The organism is Blastococcus sp. TF02A-30 (assembly GCF_003319185.1).
Classification (GTDB): Bacteria; Actinomycetota; Actinomycetes; order Mycobacteriales; family Geodermatophilaceae; genus Blastococcus.
The window spans coordinates 154,494-169,234 of sequence record NZ_QOHJ01000008.1 but is presented as its reverse complement, the minus strand read 5'-3'; the positions used below and the strand labels follow the sequence as shown (position 1 = coordinate 169,234).

At 74.4% G+C, this 14,741-nt stretch carries 15 protein-coding genes, 2 tRNA genes and 1 other RNA gene; 4 read left to right on the top strand and 14 right to left on the bottom strand.

Annotated features, from left to right (window positions below):
* Positions 1-76: 76 nt before the first annotated feature.
* From DQ241_RS18145 to DQ241_RS18105, 9 genes are all read right to left on the bottom strand, one after another.
* Positions 77-1,720, bottom strand: coding sequence for an ABC transporter substrate-binding protein (locus DQ241_RS18145; RefSeq protein WP_113831608.1), 1,644 nt, complete (start codon positions 1,718-1,720; stop codon positions 77-79).
* 194 nt (positions 1,721-1,914) lie between these two features.
* On the bottom strand, positions 1,915-2,739 hold the full coding sequence (locus DQ241_RS18140; protein WP_113831607.1) for a MetQ/NlpA family ABC transporter substrate-binding protein: 825 nt from the start codon (positions 2,737-2,739) through the stop codon (positions 1,915-1,917).
* 39 nt (positions 2,740-2,778) lie between these two features.
* Positions 2,779-3,438, bottom strand: a complete 660-nt coding sequence (locus DQ241_RS18135; RefSeq protein WP_113831606.1) for a methionine ABC transporter permease — start codon at positions 3,436-3,438, stop codon at positions 2,779-2,781.
* Complete coding sequence (locus DQ241_RS18130; protein ID WP_113831605.1) at positions 3,435-4,526, bottom strand: methionine ABC transporter ATP-binding protein; 1,092 nt, start codon at positions 4,524-4,526, stop codon at positions 3,435-3,437. The genes DQ241_RS18135 and DQ241_RS18130 overlap by 4 nt, the downstream gene beginning before the upstream one ends.
* Before the next feature lie 300 nt (positions 4,527-4,826).
* Positions 4,827-5,426 (bottom strand): recombination mediator RecR, encoded by a 600-nt coding sequence (recR, locus tag DQ241_RS18125; protein ID WP_113831604.1) that lies wholly within the window; start codon positions 5,424-5,426, stop codon positions 4,827-4,829.
* A gap of 37 nt (positions 5,427-5,463) precedes the next feature.
* On the bottom strand, positions 5,464-5,808 hold the full coding sequence (locus tag DQ241_RS18120; RefSeq protein ID WP_113831603.1) for a YbaB/EbfC family nucleoid-associated protein: 345 nt from the start codon (positions 5,806-5,808) through the stop codon (positions 5,464-5,466).
* Positions 5,809-5,957: 149 nt separating this feature from the next.
* Positions 5,958-8,198, bottom strand: coding sequence for a DNA polymerase III subunit gamma and tau (locus tag DQ241_RS18115; protein WP_113831602.1), 2,241 nt, complete (start codon positions 8,196-8,198; stop codon positions 5,958-5,960).
* A 180-nt stretch (positions 8,199-8,378) separates the two neighbouring features.
* An RNA gene (ffs, locus tag DQ241_RS18110) (signal recognition particle sRNA small type) lies at positions 8,379-8,474 on the bottom strand.
* Positions 8,475-8,694: 220 nt separating this feature from the next.
* Positions 8,695-8,779: transfer RNA gene (locus DQ241_RS18105), tRNA-Ser, on the bottom strand.
* Positions 8,780-8,949: 170 nt separating this feature from the next.
* On the opposite strand from DQ241_RS18105, the gene DQ241_RS18100 reads away from it, so the two are divergent.
* Entirely contained in the window at positions 8,950-9,297 is a 348-nt protein-coding gene (locus tag DQ241_RS18100) for a hypothetical protein (protein ID WP_113831601.1), read from the top strand.
* A gap of 7 nt (positions 9,298-9,304) precedes the next feature.
* A complete protein-coding gene (locus DQ241_RS18095; protein ID WP_113831600.1) occupies positions 9,305-10,918 on the top strand; it encodes a serine/threonine-protein kinase in 1,614 nt (537 codons plus the stop codon).
* A gap of 45 nt (positions 10,919-10,963) precedes the next feature.
* Here the strand turns inward: DQ241_RS18095 and DQ241_RS18090 are convergent.
* The 5 genes from DQ241_RS18090 to DQ241_RS18070 all read right to left on the bottom strand — a co-directional run bounded on the left by DQ241_RS18090 (position 10,964) and on the right by DQ241_RS18070 (position 13,323).
* Positions 10,964-11,051 (bottom strand) — tRNA-Ser (locus DQ241_RS18090).
* Between the two features lie 10 nt (positions 11,052-11,061).
* Positions 11,062-11,526, bottom strand: coding sequence for a nucleoside deaminase (locus DQ241_RS18085; RefSeq protein ID WP_233492539.1), 465 nt, complete (start codon positions 11,524-11,526; stop codon positions 11,062-11,064).
* On the bottom strand, positions 11,523-12,170 hold the full coding sequence (locus DQ241_RS18080) for an HAD-IA family hydrolase (RefSeq protein WP_233492538.1): 648 nt from the start codon (positions 12,168-12,170) through the stop codon (positions 11,523-11,525). The genes DQ241_RS18085 and DQ241_RS18080 overlap by 4 nt, the downstream gene beginning before the upstream one ends.
* Complete coding sequence (locus DQ241_RS18075; protein ID WP_113831599.1) at positions 12,167-12,664, bottom strand: tRNA adenosine deaminase-associated protein; 498 nt, start codon at positions 12,662-12,664, stop codon at positions 12,167-12,169. Before DQ241_RS18075 ends, DQ241_RS18080 begins: the two co-directional genes overlap by 4 nt.
* Positions 12,661-13,323, bottom strand: coding sequence for an O-methyltransferase (locus tag DQ241_RS18070; protein ID WP_113831598.1), 663 nt, complete (start codon positions 13,321-13,323; stop codon positions 12,661-12,663). The genes DQ241_RS18075 and DQ241_RS18070 overlap by 4 nt, the downstream gene beginning before the upstream one ends.
* A gap of 11 nt (positions 13,324-13,334) precedes the next feature.
* On the opposite strand from DQ241_RS18070, the gene DQ241_RS18065 reads away from it, so the two are divergent.
* The gene (locus DQ241_RS18065; RefSeq protein ID WP_113831597.1) at positions 13,335-14,279 is read left to right on the top strand and encodes a prephenate dehydrogenase/arogenate dehydrogenase family protein; all 945 of its coding nucleotides are present in this window, start codon (positions 13,335-13,337) and stop codon (positions 14,277-14,279) included.
* A gap of 40 nt (positions 14,280-14,319) precedes the next feature.
* Complete coding sequence (locus DQ241_RS18060; RefSeq protein ID WP_113831596.1) at positions 14,320-14,553, top strand: DUF2630 family protein; 234 nt, start codon at positions 14,320-14,322, stop codon at positions 14,551-14,553.
* Positions 14,554-14,741 lie beyond the last annotated feature (188 nt).

The following is a 14,741-nucleotide window of genomic DNA, read 5'->3' as shown; positions in this document are numbered from 1 at the left end:
CACAGGCGACCCCGGGCGACCCGCACGCGGCGGATCACCCGGGGCCGTGGTGCCTTCAGTGTCCCAGGGGCTGGGATCAGCCCTTGCTCAGGGCCCCGTAGCGGAACTTGAAGGACGCGTCGAGCGTGTCCTCCGTGCCCTCGACGCCGGAGCCGACGACCGCCACCTGAGCGCCCTGCAGGTACGGCAGGGTCGACAGGTCGTCGGCCTCCAGGTCCTGGATCTGCTCGATCAGGGCCTGGCGCGCGGCCGGGTCGGCCGTGGTCGCCTGCTGCAGGATCAGGTCGTTGACCTGCTGGTTCTCGTAGTGGTTGCTGAGGAAGTTCTCCGTGAGGAAGAACGGCGTCAGGTAGTTGTCGGCGTCCGAGTAGTCCGGGAACCAGCCGAGCTGGTACACGGGGTAGGCGTCCGCGGTGCGCTGCTCGGAGTACTGGGTCCACTCCGTGGTCTGCAGCTCCACCGTGAACAGGCCGCTGGACTCCAGCTGGTCCTTGATCAGGGCGTACTCGTCGGCCGAGGACGGGCCGTAGTGGTCGTTCGAGTACTGCAGGTTGATCTGCACCGGGGTGGCGACGCCCGCGGCCTCGAGCCGCTGGGCGGCCTTGTCCGCGTCGGGGCCACCGCTGCCGTCGCCGTACTTCTCCATGAGCGGCTCGACTGCGCCGGTCAGGCCCTCGGGGACGTGGGAGTACAGCGGGGTGTAGGTGCCCTTGTAGACCTGCTCGGCGATCTCCTCGCGGTCGAGCAGGTCGGCCATCGCCTGGCGGACCGCCTGGGCCTTGGCCGGGTCGGCCTCGGGGGTGGTGGCGCCGAACGGCTGGGTGTTGAAGTTGAAGACCATGTAGCGGATCTCGCCGCCGGGGCCGTCGACGACCTGGACGTCGTCGTTGCCGCGCAGGTCCTCGATGTCGGTCGCGGTCAGGCTGCGCCACGCGACGTCGATGTTGCCCTGCTGGATGTCCAGCTTCAGGTTCGAGGCCTCGGCGTAGTACTTGACGTTGACCTGCTCGGTCTTCGGCGCGCCCAGGAGGCCCTGGTAGTCCGGGTAGGCCTCGTAGGAGACCAGGTTGTTCTGGTCGTAGCCGGTGATGACGTAGGGGCCGTGGAAGGCGTTGCCGTCGACGATCTCCTGGTCGGGGGTGACCTCGGTCGGCGAGAAGACGTCCTCGTCGACGATCGGGCCGGCCGGGCTCGACAGGATCTGCGGGAAGACCTGGTCGTTCTCGCTCTTCAGGTTGAACACGACCGTGGTGTCGTCCGGCGTCTCGACGCTGTCGAGGTTGTAGAGCAGCGACGACGGGCCGTTCTCGTCGGCGATCGCCAGCTGGCGGTCGAACGTGAACTTGACGTCGGAGCTGGTCAGGTCGTTGCCGTTGGCCCACTTCAGGCCCGGCTTCAGGGTGACCGTGTACTGGGTCGGCGAGGTGAACTCGGCCGACTCGGCGATGTCCGGCTCGACGTCCGGGCTGCCGTAGGGGGTGTTCAGCAGGAAGGGGAACACCTGGTTCATGACCGCGAACGAGCCGTTGTCGTACGAGCCGGCCGGGTCGAGGAAGGTGATCTTGTCCGTGGTGCCGATGGTCAGCGTGCCGCCACCACCGCCGGAGCCGCCGCCGTCACCCTCGTCGTCGCCGCCACCGCAGGCGGCGAGCACCAGGGACGTCGCCACGACGCCCGCCGTGGCGGCGATGCGCCGACGGCTGCTCAGACCGGAAATCATCCGTTACCTCGTTCTCGCGGAGAATCGGGCGCACGAGCGCCCGGCGGCCACCTCTGGCCATGGAGGATGTAGGTCTAACACGGGGTGAACGACGCAAGGAATCTTGTTCCGACACCGTTATGACGTCGTGACTGCAGCTGTGAGCCCGGGCACGCGGACCCTGCGGTCCGCGCGCCCGGGCTCGCCGGTGCAGGTCAGAAGGCCGGCAGCACGGCCCCGGAGTAGGTGTCCTCGATGAACTGGCGGACCTCCTCGGAGTGCAGCAGCTCCTCCAGCTGCTGGATCCGCTCGTCGTCCTCGTCACCGGTGCGCACCACGAGCAGGTTGGCGTTCGGGTTGCCCTCGGCCTCCTCGAGCACCAGCGCGTCGTCGGCCGGGGACAGGTCGGCGTCGATGGCGTAGTTGCCGTTGATGACCGCGGCGTCGACGTCCTGCAGGGAGCGGGGCAGCTGCGCGGCCTCGACCTCCTGGATCTCCAGGTTCTTCGGGTTGCCCTCGATGTCGAGCGACGTGGGCGCGGCGTCACCGGTGTCGGCCAGCGTGATCAGCTCGTTGGCCTCGAGCAGCCGCAGCGCGCGGGCGGCGTTGGTCGGGTCGTTCGGGATGGCGACCGTGGCGCCGTCGGGCAGGTCGGCGACGTCGGTGAGCGAGTTCGAGTACAGGCCCAGCGGCTCGATGTGCACCGGCTCCAGCGGGGTGAAGTCGTAGCCGGCGCTGGCCTCCTGCTCCTCCAGGTAGGGCACGGTCTGGAAGTAGTTGGCGTCCAGCGAGCCGTCGTCGAGGGCGACGTTGGGCTGCACGTAGTCGGTGAACTCGACGATCTCGAGGTCCAGGCCGGCGTCCTCGGCGAGCTCCTCGTCGATGAAGGTCAGGATCTCGGCGTGCGGCACCGGCGAGGCGCCGACCCGCAGCGGCTCGTCGGCGCCGGACAGCTCGGCGTCCCCTCCCCCGCACGCGGTGAGGGCGAGCAGCGACGCGGTGGCGACGGCGGCGAGGGCGGACGTACGGGGGCGGTGCATGCGGGGGTTCTCCTTGCGGGGGTGGGTGGTGCGGGGAGTTCAGGCGTGCGCGAGCCGGCGCGACCAGCGGTCGCCGGTCCACTGCAGGAGCTGGACGACGACCAGCAGCAGGACCACGGTCGCCACGGTGATGTCGGTGCGGAACTGCTGGTAGCCGTAGCGGATGGCGAAGTCGCCGAGGCCGCCGCCGCCGATGGCGCCGGCCATGGCCGAGTAGCTGATGAGGGCGACGACGGTGACCGTGACGCCCGCGACCAGCGACGGCAGCGCCTCGGGCAGCAGGACCGTGCGGACGACGTCGCGCCGGCGCCCGCCCATGGCCAGGGTCGCCTCGACCTTGCCCGGGCTGACCTCGCGCAGGCTGGTCTCCACCAGCCGCGCGAGGAACGGGACGGCGCCGATGGTGAGCGGCACGATCGTGGCCGTGGAGCCGATGGTCGTGCCCACGATCTCGCGGGTCACCGGGGCGACCAGGACCAGCAGGATGATGAACGGCAGCGAGCGGCCCAGGTTGACCACCAGGCCGAGGACGCGGTGCACCAGCGGCTGCGGCGACAGCGCGCCGGGCGCGGTGACGGTGAGCAGCACGCCGAGCGGGACGCCGATGAGCACGGTGAGCACGGTGCTGACGCCCACCATGTAGAGCGTGTCCCACGTGGCCTCGGCCAGCTGCGGGGCGATGCGGTCCCAGTCGTTCACCGCTGCACCTCCGGCGCGTCGAGGAGGCTCCGGACCGCCGGCCGGTCCGGTTCCCCCGTCTCGGGTTCGTCGTGCTCGTCGATCGGCTCGGGTTCGTCACCCGGGACCGCGCGCTCGACCAGCGAGCCGCCGTCGCGCAGCCGCTGCAGCGCGGCGTCGAGCCGGCCGTCGTCGCCGGTCACCTGCAGCAGCAGCCGGCCGAACCGCCGGCCGGCGACCGTCTCGACCGAGCCGCCGACGACCTCGACGTCCAGCCCGAGCTCACCGGCCAGGGTGCGCAGCACCCGGCCCTCGGGCGCGGCCTCGGTGACGGTGACACGGACGAGGTCGCCGGTGGCGCCGGCGACCACCGGGGCGGGCAGCAGCTGGGCGGCCAGCGGCGAGTGCGGGCGGGACAGCACCTCGGTCAGCGGCCCGCCGTCGACGACCCGGCCGGAGTCGAGCAGGACGGCGCTGTCGCACACGGCGCGGACGACGGCCATCTCGTGGGTGATCAGCAGGACGGTGAGGCCGAGCTCGGCGCGCACCTGGCGCAGCAGGTCGAGCACGCCGGCGGTGCTGGCCGGGTCGAGCGCGCTGGTGGCCTCGTCGCAGAGCAGCACCTTGGGCCGCGCGGCCAGCGCGCGGGCGACCGCGACCCGCTGCTTCTGCCCGCCGGAGAGCTGCGCGGGCCGGGAGGCGTGCCGGTCGCCGAGGCCGACCAGGTCGAGCAGCTCGGCGACGCGGCGGCGCCGCTCCGCCTTGCCGACGCCGGCCAGCTCGAGCGGGTGCTCGACGTTGCCCGCGGCGGTGCGCGAGTCCAGCAGGTTGAAGTGCTGGAAGACCATGCCCACGGTGCGCCGGGCCCGCCGGACGCCGTCGTCGTCGAGGTCGGTGAGCACCTGGCCGTCGACGACGACGCTGCCCGACGTCGGCCGCTCCAACAGGTTCACCATCCGGGCGAGCGTGCTCTTGCCCGAGCCGCTCGGGCCCACGACGCCGGCGAACTCGCCGTCGGCCACCGAGAGGGTGACGCCGTCGACAGCGGTCACCTCGGCCGCCCCGCGGCGGGCGGGGAAGACCTTGCGGACGTCGTTCAGTTCGATCACGGGGGGCCTCGGCAGGCTCGGGGGTGCGGCACACGGACGGCAGGGCCGGCTCGCGGGTGGACGATCCCGCGGTACCCGGCAGGGCCCGGGCTAGAGCCGGCTGGCCGTGCGCATGAGGTCGATGGCGCGACGCTTCGTCAACGCACACCCCTTCCGCACGCGACGATCATCCCCTGCGCGCGAGCCCGATCGCCAACCGCCGCCCCCAGATGTGAGCGGAGCCTCACGCGAGGCGCTGGAGCGGCCCCGGTCAGGGGCCCGCCCCGAGCGTGCGAAGGGTGGGCGGACCGGGGTCCCTCCTCAGGCGTCGATGCGGCGGCGGCCCTCGAACGCCCGGCCGAGCGTGACCTCGTCGGCGTACTCGAGGTCGCCGCCCACGGGCAGGCCGCTGGCCAGCCGGCTGACCGCGAGCCCCATGGGGCCGACCAGGCGGGCCAGGTAGGCGGCGGTCGCCTCGCCCTCGAGGTTCGGGTCGGTGGCGATGATCAGCTCCTTGACCTGGCCGTTCATCAGCCGGGTCATGAGCTCCTTGACCCGCAGGTCGTCGGGACCCACGCCGTCGATCGGGCTGATCGCGCCGCCGAGCACGTGGTACCGGCCGCGGAACTCACGGGTGCGCTCGATGGCGACGACGTCCTTGGGCTCCTCCACCACGCACAGCACGTCGTCGGAGCGGCGCGGGTCGCGGCAGATCTTGCACTGCTCGCCCTCGGCGACGTTGTAGCAGGTCACGCAGAAGCGGACCTCCTTCTGGACGCGGGTGAGCGCGGCGACCAGCCGGCTCACGTCGGCCGACTCGGCGGCCAGCAGGTGGAAGGCGATGCGCTGCGCGCTCTTGGGCCCGACGCCGGGCAGCCGGCCGAGCTCGTCGATGAGGTCCTGGACGGCACCCTCGTACACGGTGTTCCTTCTGGTATTGGTTCGGGGAGCGGTGCGGTCAGAATCCGGGCAGGCCCAGGCCGCCGCCGGGGCCGCCCAGGCCGCCCGCGAGGGGGCCCATGGTCTGCGCGGCCAGCTCGTCGACGGCGCGCTTCGCATCGCGGACGGCGGCGACCACGAGGTCCTGCAGGGTCTCGAGGTCGTCGGGGTCGACGGCGGCCGGCGCGATGGTGAGCGCGGTGAGGTCGCCGCTGCCGGTCATGGTCGCCGACACCAGCCCGCCGCCGGCGGTGCCGGTGACCTCGGCCTCGGCCAGCTGCTCCTGAGCGGCGACGAGCTGCTGCTGCATCTGCTGCGCCTGCTTCATGAGCTGCGACAGGTCGGGCTGGCCTCCGGGGAACATGACCCGAGGGTAGGCCCCGGGTACGACCGGCAGCGGTCTCCCGGTACCGGCGTGACGGGTGGGGTCGTCCAGAGGGGGCTGAGCCCCGCGGGAGGACGTGTGGCCGCGTCGTGGCCCGGCTGGACGTCCGGCGGCGCGGCTGGTCGTGGCTACCCCTCGATGGGCTGGGCGCCGAGCTGGGCCTTGAGCAGCTGCAGGGCGGCCTGCTCGGGGTCGACGGCGGGCGCCCGCTCCCCCTCGGGCCGGGCCGCCTCGGCCTCGCGCTCGGCCATGAGCTCCCGGGCCTCGGCCGCCTCGGCCTGGCGCGCCGCCTCGCGGGCGACCTCCGGGGTCACCGCGGCGCCCGGTGCCGCACCGGCGCCCTCGACCACGACCTGGACCTTCCACCGGACGCCGAGCAGCTCGAGCAGCGCCTGCCGGATCACGTCCTTGTTCAGGTCGTCGCCGAGCATCTTGGCCAGCGCCGGGGAGGTCGCGGCGAGGGTGAGCGTGCCGCCGGCCAGGTCCTGCACCTGCGCGCTCTTGAGCAGCGCCTCGGTCGTGCGCTTGTGCCCGCGCACCACCTTGAGCAGCTCGGGCCAGACCCGCCGCACGTCGCTGGTGCCCAGCTCGCCGCCGCCGGCCGGCTGGTCGGGGTTGGCCGAGTGGGCAGGGTCGGCGGTGACCACGGGCGTGGGCTCGGCACCCCGCGGCGCGGGCGCGGACTCGGCCGCCGGGCGGGGCACCGCCGGGGCGGGCGGCTGCTGCGCGCGCTCCTGCGCCGCGCGGACCGCCGCCGGCTCGGCCGGGTGCGGCCAGTCCTCGTCGTCCGTCGGCTCGGGCGGGAGCGGGATGTCGGGCTCGCCCTGCGCCACCGCGGGGGTGCGGCGGGGCTGCTCCGCCGGCGGCGCCGCGGGCTCGGGGGCGGGCTTCGCCGCGGCCGGCTTCGCGGTGCGGGCGCCCGATCCCGGCTTGACCGTCTCGGGCCAGTCGTCGGCGGCCGGAGCCGCGGGCGCTGCCGGAGCCGCCGGCTCGGGTCGCGCGGCGGGGGCCGCGGCGCGCTGCGAGGGCCGCACGTACTCCTTGCGCGGACCGGCCGCGGCCGGCGGCGCCGCGGGGGCGGCCGGCTCGGGCGCCGCTGCCGGTGCGGCCCGGGGGGCCTCCCGGACCGGGGTGACCGGGGCCTCCCGGACCGGTGCGGCGGCCGCGACCGGTGCCTCGGCACCCGGCCGGCCGGCGTGCTCCCCGGCGATCGACATGCGCCGCTCGAGGCGCTCCAGCCGCTGCAGGGTGGCCACGGCGGACCCGTCGGTGCCGGGCAGCAGCATGCGGGCGCACACCAGCTCGAGCAGCAGCCGCGGCGCCGTCGTCCCGCGCATCTCCGTGAGGCCCTCGTGCACGGTGTCGGCCATCCGGGACAGCGTGGCCGAGCCGAGCGCCTGCGCCTGCTGGCTCATCAGGTCCAGCCGGTCGGACGGGGAGTCGAGCAGCCCGTTGCCGCCCGCGTCGGGGACGGCGTCGAGCACGATCAGGTCACGCAGCCGGTCGAGCAGGTCGGTGGCGAACCGGCGCGGGTCGTGGCCGGCCTCGACCACCCGGTCGACGGCGCGGAAGACGCCCGGGGCGTCGTGCGCGGCCAGCGCGTCGATCGTCTCGTCGAGCAGCGCGTCGTCGGTGACCCCGAGCAGGCCGACGGCGCTCTTGTAGGTGACGCCCTCCGGACCGGCGCCGGCCAGCAGCTGGTCGAGGATGGACAGCGAGTCGCGCACCGAGCCACCGCCGGCGCGGACCACGAGCGGGAAGACCGTCGGCTCGACGGTGACGCCCTCGGCCGCGCAGGTCTTCTCCAGGAGGCCGCGCAGCGTCGTCGGGGGGACCAGCCGGAACGGGTAGTGGTGGGTGCGCGACCGGATCGTCGGCAGCACCTTGTCCGGCTCGGTGGTCGCGAACACGAAGACGAGGAACTCCGGCGGCTCCTCGACCACCTTGAGCAGGGCGTTGAAGCCCTGCGTGGTGACCATGTGCGCCTCGTCGACGATGTAGACCTTGTAGCGGCTGTTCACCGGGGCGAAGAACGCGCGCTCGCGCAGGTCGCGGGCGTCGTCGACACCGCCGTGGCTGGCGGCGTCGATCTCGATGACGTCGAGCGAGCCCGGACCGTCGGGCGCCAGGGCGACGCAGGAGCCGCAGACACCGCACGGCGTGGATGTCGGGCCCTGCTCGCAGTTCAGCGAGCGGGCCAGGATCCGCGCCGACGAGGTCTTCCCGCAGCCGCGGGGACCGCTGAACAGGTAGGCGTGGTTGATCCGGCCGCCGTCGATGGCGTTCACCAGCGGGGTGGTGACGTGCTCCTGGCCGACCACCTCGGCGAAGGTCGCCGGGCGGTACTTGCGGTAGAGAGCCAGGGCCACGCAGCGAGGTTACGTGGGGCCACCGACGTCCCGGGAGCTCACCGCACGAGGTGCAGGAGGAACTCGCCGGCCCCGGTGTCCTCGACGCGCACCCCCTCCGGGGTCCGGACGACGGAGAGCTCCACCTCGACCGGCCTCGTGCCGCCCGCACCGAACGGGGCAGGACCGTGACGAGGGGAAGAAAAGGACCCCCCGCGCACCCGCCAGAGCCCGCTTATCCTTGCTGCCTTCCGGCCCTGGGGAGGTTCACAGGGTGACGCCGCACGAGGGGTCTGGACCCACTGTAGAGCACGTGGTCCGGTGCTCCGGCCGCGCGGTGCGGCGTCGTCCCCGCGGTGCGACGTCGTCCCCGCGGTGCGGTGTCGTCCCCGCGGTACGGCGGCGAGGCTCTCGGTCGACCGCGAGCCCGGAGGACGCGCCCCGAGGTCGGCGCCCGGCGCGGCCCGGAACGGGACGGGCCCGCCTCGTCCGTGCGGACGAGGCGGGCCCGGTGCTGCGGAGGATGGGAGATTCGAACTCCCGAGGGGTTGCCCCCAACCCGCTTTCCAAGCGAGCGCCATAGGCCACTAGGCGAATCCTCCACGTGCGCCCCAGATCCTACCGGGCGCCCCCGCGAGGGTCAGCCGCCCGGTCCGGCGCGCCCCGCTCGGAGCGCCGGGGGGCCGGGCGTGCGGCATCCTGCACCCCAGGAGGTTGCCCGCGCGGCGACCGGGGAACGCCTCGGCCGAGGCGATCGCAGGAGGAGGCGGACATGAGCGAGAGCACCGAGCTGCGCCCGGACGTGGTGGCGGCCATCGTCGGCGTCCTCAAGGGCGGCGACCCGGCGGCCCTGCCGGCCGGTGCCACGAACGCGGAGAAGACCGCCGCCAAGGACGCCTACCTGTCGGAGGTGCTGGCCGAGCGGGACAAGCGCGACCGCCAGGCGCACGCCTGGGAGCTGCTGCTGACCCGCAGCTACGACGAGGCGCCGACCTGGCAGCAGATCTTCGACGACCTCGACCCGCAGGTGCACACCGAGCTGGGCGAGCTCTACGACGCCCTCCCCGCCGGCGCCCAGGAGGAGTACGCGCGCCGGTACGGGACCCCGTCGGGCGTCTGAACCGCCGATGACCCGACCCGTCACCGCGCCCGGGCGCCTCGTCGCCGGGCGCTACCGGCTGCGGTCGCAGATCGGCGGGGGCGGGATGGGTGCCGTCTGGCTGGCCCGCGACGAGCGGCTCGGCCGCGAGGTGGCGGTCAAGCAGGTGCTGACCTCGGCGACGGACCCGGTGCTGGCCGAGGAGCAGCGCCAGCGCGCGCTGCGCGAGGGGCGGATCGCCGCCCGGCTCAGCCACCGGCACGCGATCGCCGTCTACGACGTCGCCCTCGAGGAGGGCACGCCCTGGCTGGTCATGGAGTACCTGCCCTCGCGCAGCCTGGCGGAGGTGCTCGGCCAGGACGGCGTCCTGCGCGTCGACCAGGTCGCGCAGATCGGCGCCCAGGTCGCCGACGCGCTCGCGGCCACGCACGCGGCGGGCATCGTGCACCGCGACGTCAAGCCGGCCAACATCCTGATCGGGCGCGGCGAGCGGGTCGAGGGCCTGGTGAAGATCACCGACTTCGGCATCTCGCACGCCAGCGGCGACGTCACGCTCACCCAGACCGGGCAGATCACCGGCACGCCCGCCTTCCTCGCGCCCGAGGTCGCGCAGGGCCGGGAGATGACCCACGCCAGCGACGTGTTCTCCCTCGGCGCCACGCTCTACACGTGCCTGGAGGGGCAGCCGCCGTTCGGCATGGAGGACAACGCCCTCGGCATGCTGCACAAGGTCGCCGGCGGGCAGATCCGGCCGCCGCTGCGGGCGGGCTCGCTGGCCGCCCCGCTGCAGCGCATGCTCGCGGCCGACCCCGCCGAGCGGCCGTCGATGGCAGACGTCCGCGACGAGCTGGCCCGGCTGGCGGCCGGCCGCGACGGCGACACCACGACCGTGCTGCTGGCGCGCACCGACGTGAGCTCGGCGCCGCAACGCCCCCGCACCGAGGTGTTCGCCGCACCCCCGGCCGCGACGCCGTCCCCGCCGCCGACCGCTCCCCCGGCCGCGACGCCGTCCCCGCGGCCCGCCGCTCCCCCGCCCACGACGCCACCCCCCGCCGCCGTCCCTGCGCCCAGGCGTCGTCGACGCGGTGCCTGGCTCGCCGCCGGCCTGCTGACCGCCGCCGTCGCCGCTCTGGTCCTCTTCCTGTTCCTGCGGCCGGACGGTTCCGGCGATCCCGGGACCGAGGCGCAGGAGACCGCGCCGACCACGTCGGCGGAGACGACCGCCGAGCAGCAGCCGGACGCCCCGGCCGACGAGGCCCCGGCGGACGACGCACCGGCCGACGACGCACCGGCCGACACCGGGCAGCCCGATGACGGCGAGCCGCAGGGCGGGGAGCCGGCCGGCGACCCGGCGACCGCCGTGACCGAGTTCTTCGCCCTCGTGCCCGGCGACCTGGAGGCCGCGTACGAGCTCACCAGCCCCGGGTTCCAGGAGAACTTCCCCTTCGGGAACTTCGCCGGGTTCTGGGGCGGGTTCTCCCGCGTGCAGGTGAGCGGCATCGAGGCCGACGGCGACGACCGCGCGCTGGCCGACATCACCTACGTGCGCCCGGACGGCTCGTCGACGACGGAGCGGCACGAGCTGCGGTTCGTCCGCGGCGACGACGGACGCCTCCTGCTCGAGCGCGACGAGATCGCCTGAGACGCGAGAAGGCGGCGCCCCGCACGGGGCGCCGCCTTCGTCAGCTGGCGGTGGCGGTGGGATTTGAACCCACGGAGGCTCTCACCTCACACGCTTTCGAGGCGTGCTCCTTCGGCCGCTCGGACACGCCACCGCCGAAGAGACTACAGGCCCCTCTGCCGGCGGAAGAAAGCACGTAGCAGCGCGCCGCTCTCCTCGGCCCGGATGCCCGCGGTGACCTCGGGCCGGTGGTTGAGCCGGCGGTCGCGGACGACGTCCCACAGCGACCCGGCCGCTCCCGCCTTGGGGTCGTCGGCGCCGTAGACCACCCGGTCGACCCGCGACAGCACGCTCGCCCCGGCGCACATCGTGCACGGCTCGAGGGTGACCACGAGGGTGCAGCCGGTCAGCCGCCAGCCGTCGCCGTGCACCGCCGCCGCCGCGCGCAGCGCCAGGACCTCGGCGTGCGCGGTGGGGTCACCGCGCTTCTCCCGCTCGTTCGCCGCCTCGGCCAGGACCGCGCCGTCGGGCCCGAGGACGACGGCGCCGATCGGCGTGTCACCCCACTCCTGCGCGGCGGCGGCGAGCTCCAGGGCGCGCGCCATCGCGGCGTCGAGGTCGGCGGTCACGCGGCGCCGTCCAGCGGAAAGCCGACCAGCGCCGACAGCTCGGCCAGCGCGACGGCGGGGTCCACGACCTTGATCGTCGAGAAACCGAGTGCCCGGGCCGGCTTGAGGTTGATGCCGAGGTCGTCCAGGTAGGCGCAGTCGGCCGCCTCGATCCGCCGGCCGACCGCCTCGGACAGCCGGTCCAGCGCCCGCCGGTAGATCTCGGGCTCCGGTTTGCGCACGCCCTCGACGGACGACTCCACGACGGCGTCGAACAGCCCCAGCAGCTCCCCCAGCCGGCCGGTGCGCTCCATCGGCGCCACGTTGTTCGACAGCAGCGCCAGCGGCAGGCCGGCGTCCTTCAGCCGCCCGACCGCCGCGATCATCGGCGGCCGCAGCTCCCCCTGCAGCGCGGCGAGGACGCGCGCGGCCTCCACCCGGTGCCCGGCGGCGGCCGCCTCGGCCTCGAACGCCGCGGCGAAGCCGGCGACGTCGAGCTCGTTGCGCTCGAACCGCGCCCAGGCGTTCGTGTCGGGATCGGTCGAGTTCAGCCGGACGATCAGCCCCTCGGGCAGCCCCGCCTCCCGCTCGTAGGCGGTGAACGCCGTGATCGGGCTCTCGGTGATCACGCCGCCGAGGTCGAAGACCACGGCCGAGACGCTCACCAGGTCACCGCCGCGGCCAGCTCGTCGGCGAAGCCGAGCCGGGTGGCGATGGCGGTCACCATCTCGTCGGCCCACAGGTCGTCGGCGGTCAGGATCGGTCGCAGCTCCGCGGCCGGCAGGCCGTCGTCGGCGAACAGGTCCAGATCGCCGTCGGGCGAGCCGGTCTCGTCGTCGTCGTAGAGGAAGTCCTTCTCGGCGCCGATGCCGTAGCGCTCCAGGACCTCGCTCACCAGCACCCACTCCTGCATCGACGCGTCGGAGATCAGCGCCCGCACCATCCCGCCCGGCCCGTGCCGCAGGGCGACGAAGAACAGGCCCGCGTCGACGACGACCACCACCGGCGGTGGCCAGCCGTCCTCGCCGAACTCGCCGAGCGCCTGCTCCAGGGCCTCCAGCACCCCGCCGGCGTGCTTGGCCAGCAGCTCCACCCGCCAGCGACCGTCGGGGCGGGAGATGCGAACGGCGTAGCTGGGGCGCGGCTCCAGCCCGCTCATCGCTTGCGCAGCAGGGTCAGGCCGTCGGACAGCGGCATCAGCGCCGTCTCCCACCGCGGGTCGGCGGCCAGCGCGGCGTTGAGCTCGACCAGCGCCCGGTCGGACTCGTCGCGCGGGTCCAGGACCCGTCCCGAGCGCAGCGTGTTGTCCAGCAGCACGATCCCGTTCGCGGTCATCCGCGGGTGCAGCTCCTCCACGTAGCCGGCGTAACCGGTCTTGTCGGCGTCGACGAACGCCAGGTCGAAGGTGGGCTCGGCGGGCAGGCCGCGCAGGGTCTCCAGCGCGTCGCCCAGGCGCAGCTCCACCCGGTCGGCGACGCCGGCGCGCGCCCAGTACCGCTGCGCCACCGCCGTCCAGCCCGCGTCGTTGTCCAGGCAGAGCAGCGAGCCGCCCGCCGGCAGTCCGCGCGCGATGCACAGGGCGGAGAAGCCGGTGAAGGTGCCGATCTCGATCGCCCGGCGGGCACCGACCGCCGTCGTCAGCAGCTGCATCAGCGCACCCTGCTCGGGCGCGATCTGCAGCGTGGGCGGGGCCTCCCCGCGCGCGGCCATCTCCGCGGTCTCGGCGATCAGCGCGGCAGCCACCTCGTCGGGCGGTTCGGACGACGCGCGCACGTAGTCGGCCAGCTCGGCGCTCAGGAGGAACGAGCGGGGGGTCATAACCTCTGATCATGGCCGACGCCGCAGCTCCGGGTGGAGCCCCCGCGTTCCCGGTGCCGACGATGCCCGCCCCGCCGGTGGCCGTGGTCGGGTTGGGGCAGCTCGGCGGCTCGCTCGCCGCGGCGCTGGCGGCGGCCGGCCGGCCGGTGTCGGGCTGGGACGTCGACCCCGCCGCCCGCGAGGCCGCGGCGGCCCGCGGCGTGGCGATCACCCGGGAGCTGAGCGGCGTCGTCGTCCTCGCCGTCCCGCTCCCGGCGATGGCGACCGCGCTCGACGGGCTGGTCGTCGACCCGGCGGCGACGGTGACCGACCTCGGATCGGTCAAGCGGCCGGTCCTCGAGGCGCTGTCCCCCGCGCTCGGGAGCCGTTTCGTGGGCGGGCACCCGATGTGCGGCACCGAGCGGTCCGGCCACGAGGCCGTCGACCCCGAGCTGTTCCGCGGCGCGCGGTGGGCGGTCTGCCTGGAGGCCGGCACCGAGCTGCCGCGCTGGCTGCGCGTCGCCGAGGTCGCGCTCGCCGTCGGTGCCGAGGTGGTGCCGGCGACCGCCGCCGAGCACGACGACGCCGTCGCCGCGATCAGCGCCGTCCCGCACCTGCTCGCGGCGGCGCTGGCCGCGGCCGCCGCCGACGCCGGGCCGCTGGCGCTGTCGCTGGCGGCCGGCAGCTTCGGCAGCGGCACCCGGGTGATCGGCAGCGATCCCGCGTTCGTCACGGCGATGGTCGAGGGCAACGCGGCCCCGACCGAGCAGGCACTCGCCCGGGTGCGCGCCCAGCTGGACCGCCCCTGGCCCGAGCTCGTCGCCGCCGGGCACGCCGCCGTCACCCGGCGACCGGGACGGCGTGCGGTGCGGGTGCCTCTGGAGCGGTCCGCGCTGCTCGCGCTCGGCCGCTCCGGCGGCGCGGTCACCCGGCGGCTGGCGGCGTTCGTCGAGGGCTGGGTGCCCGACCCGGCCTGAGGGCTGTTTCACGACCCCGGCAGGGGGCAGCATCGACGGCATGGACGAGACCGACATCCTGAGCCGCATCCACGCGCTGGTCGACGAGGAGCACAAGCTCCGCGACAGCGCCGAGCACACCGACGACACCCGCGCCCGGATGAGCAAGCTCGAGGCCGACCTGGACCAGTGCTGGGACCTGCTGCGGCAGCGCCGGGCCAAGCGGCAGTACGACGAGGACCCCGACGAGGCAGAGGTCCGCCCGGAGCGCACCGTGGAGACCTATCTCCAGTAGCCGCTTGCCAGCTCCGTATTACGACGTAATACTTGCCTGCGTGGAAGGTCGACCCCAATACAAGGGGGTCGACCTCGCGGCATTGCAGATTGATGGCATCGCGTGGTCCGAGGAGGCGAGCGACCATGTCCGCTCACGCCCGCAACGACAGCACGGTCAGCCCTCGCTGGAGCCGGAGTGGTGCACGG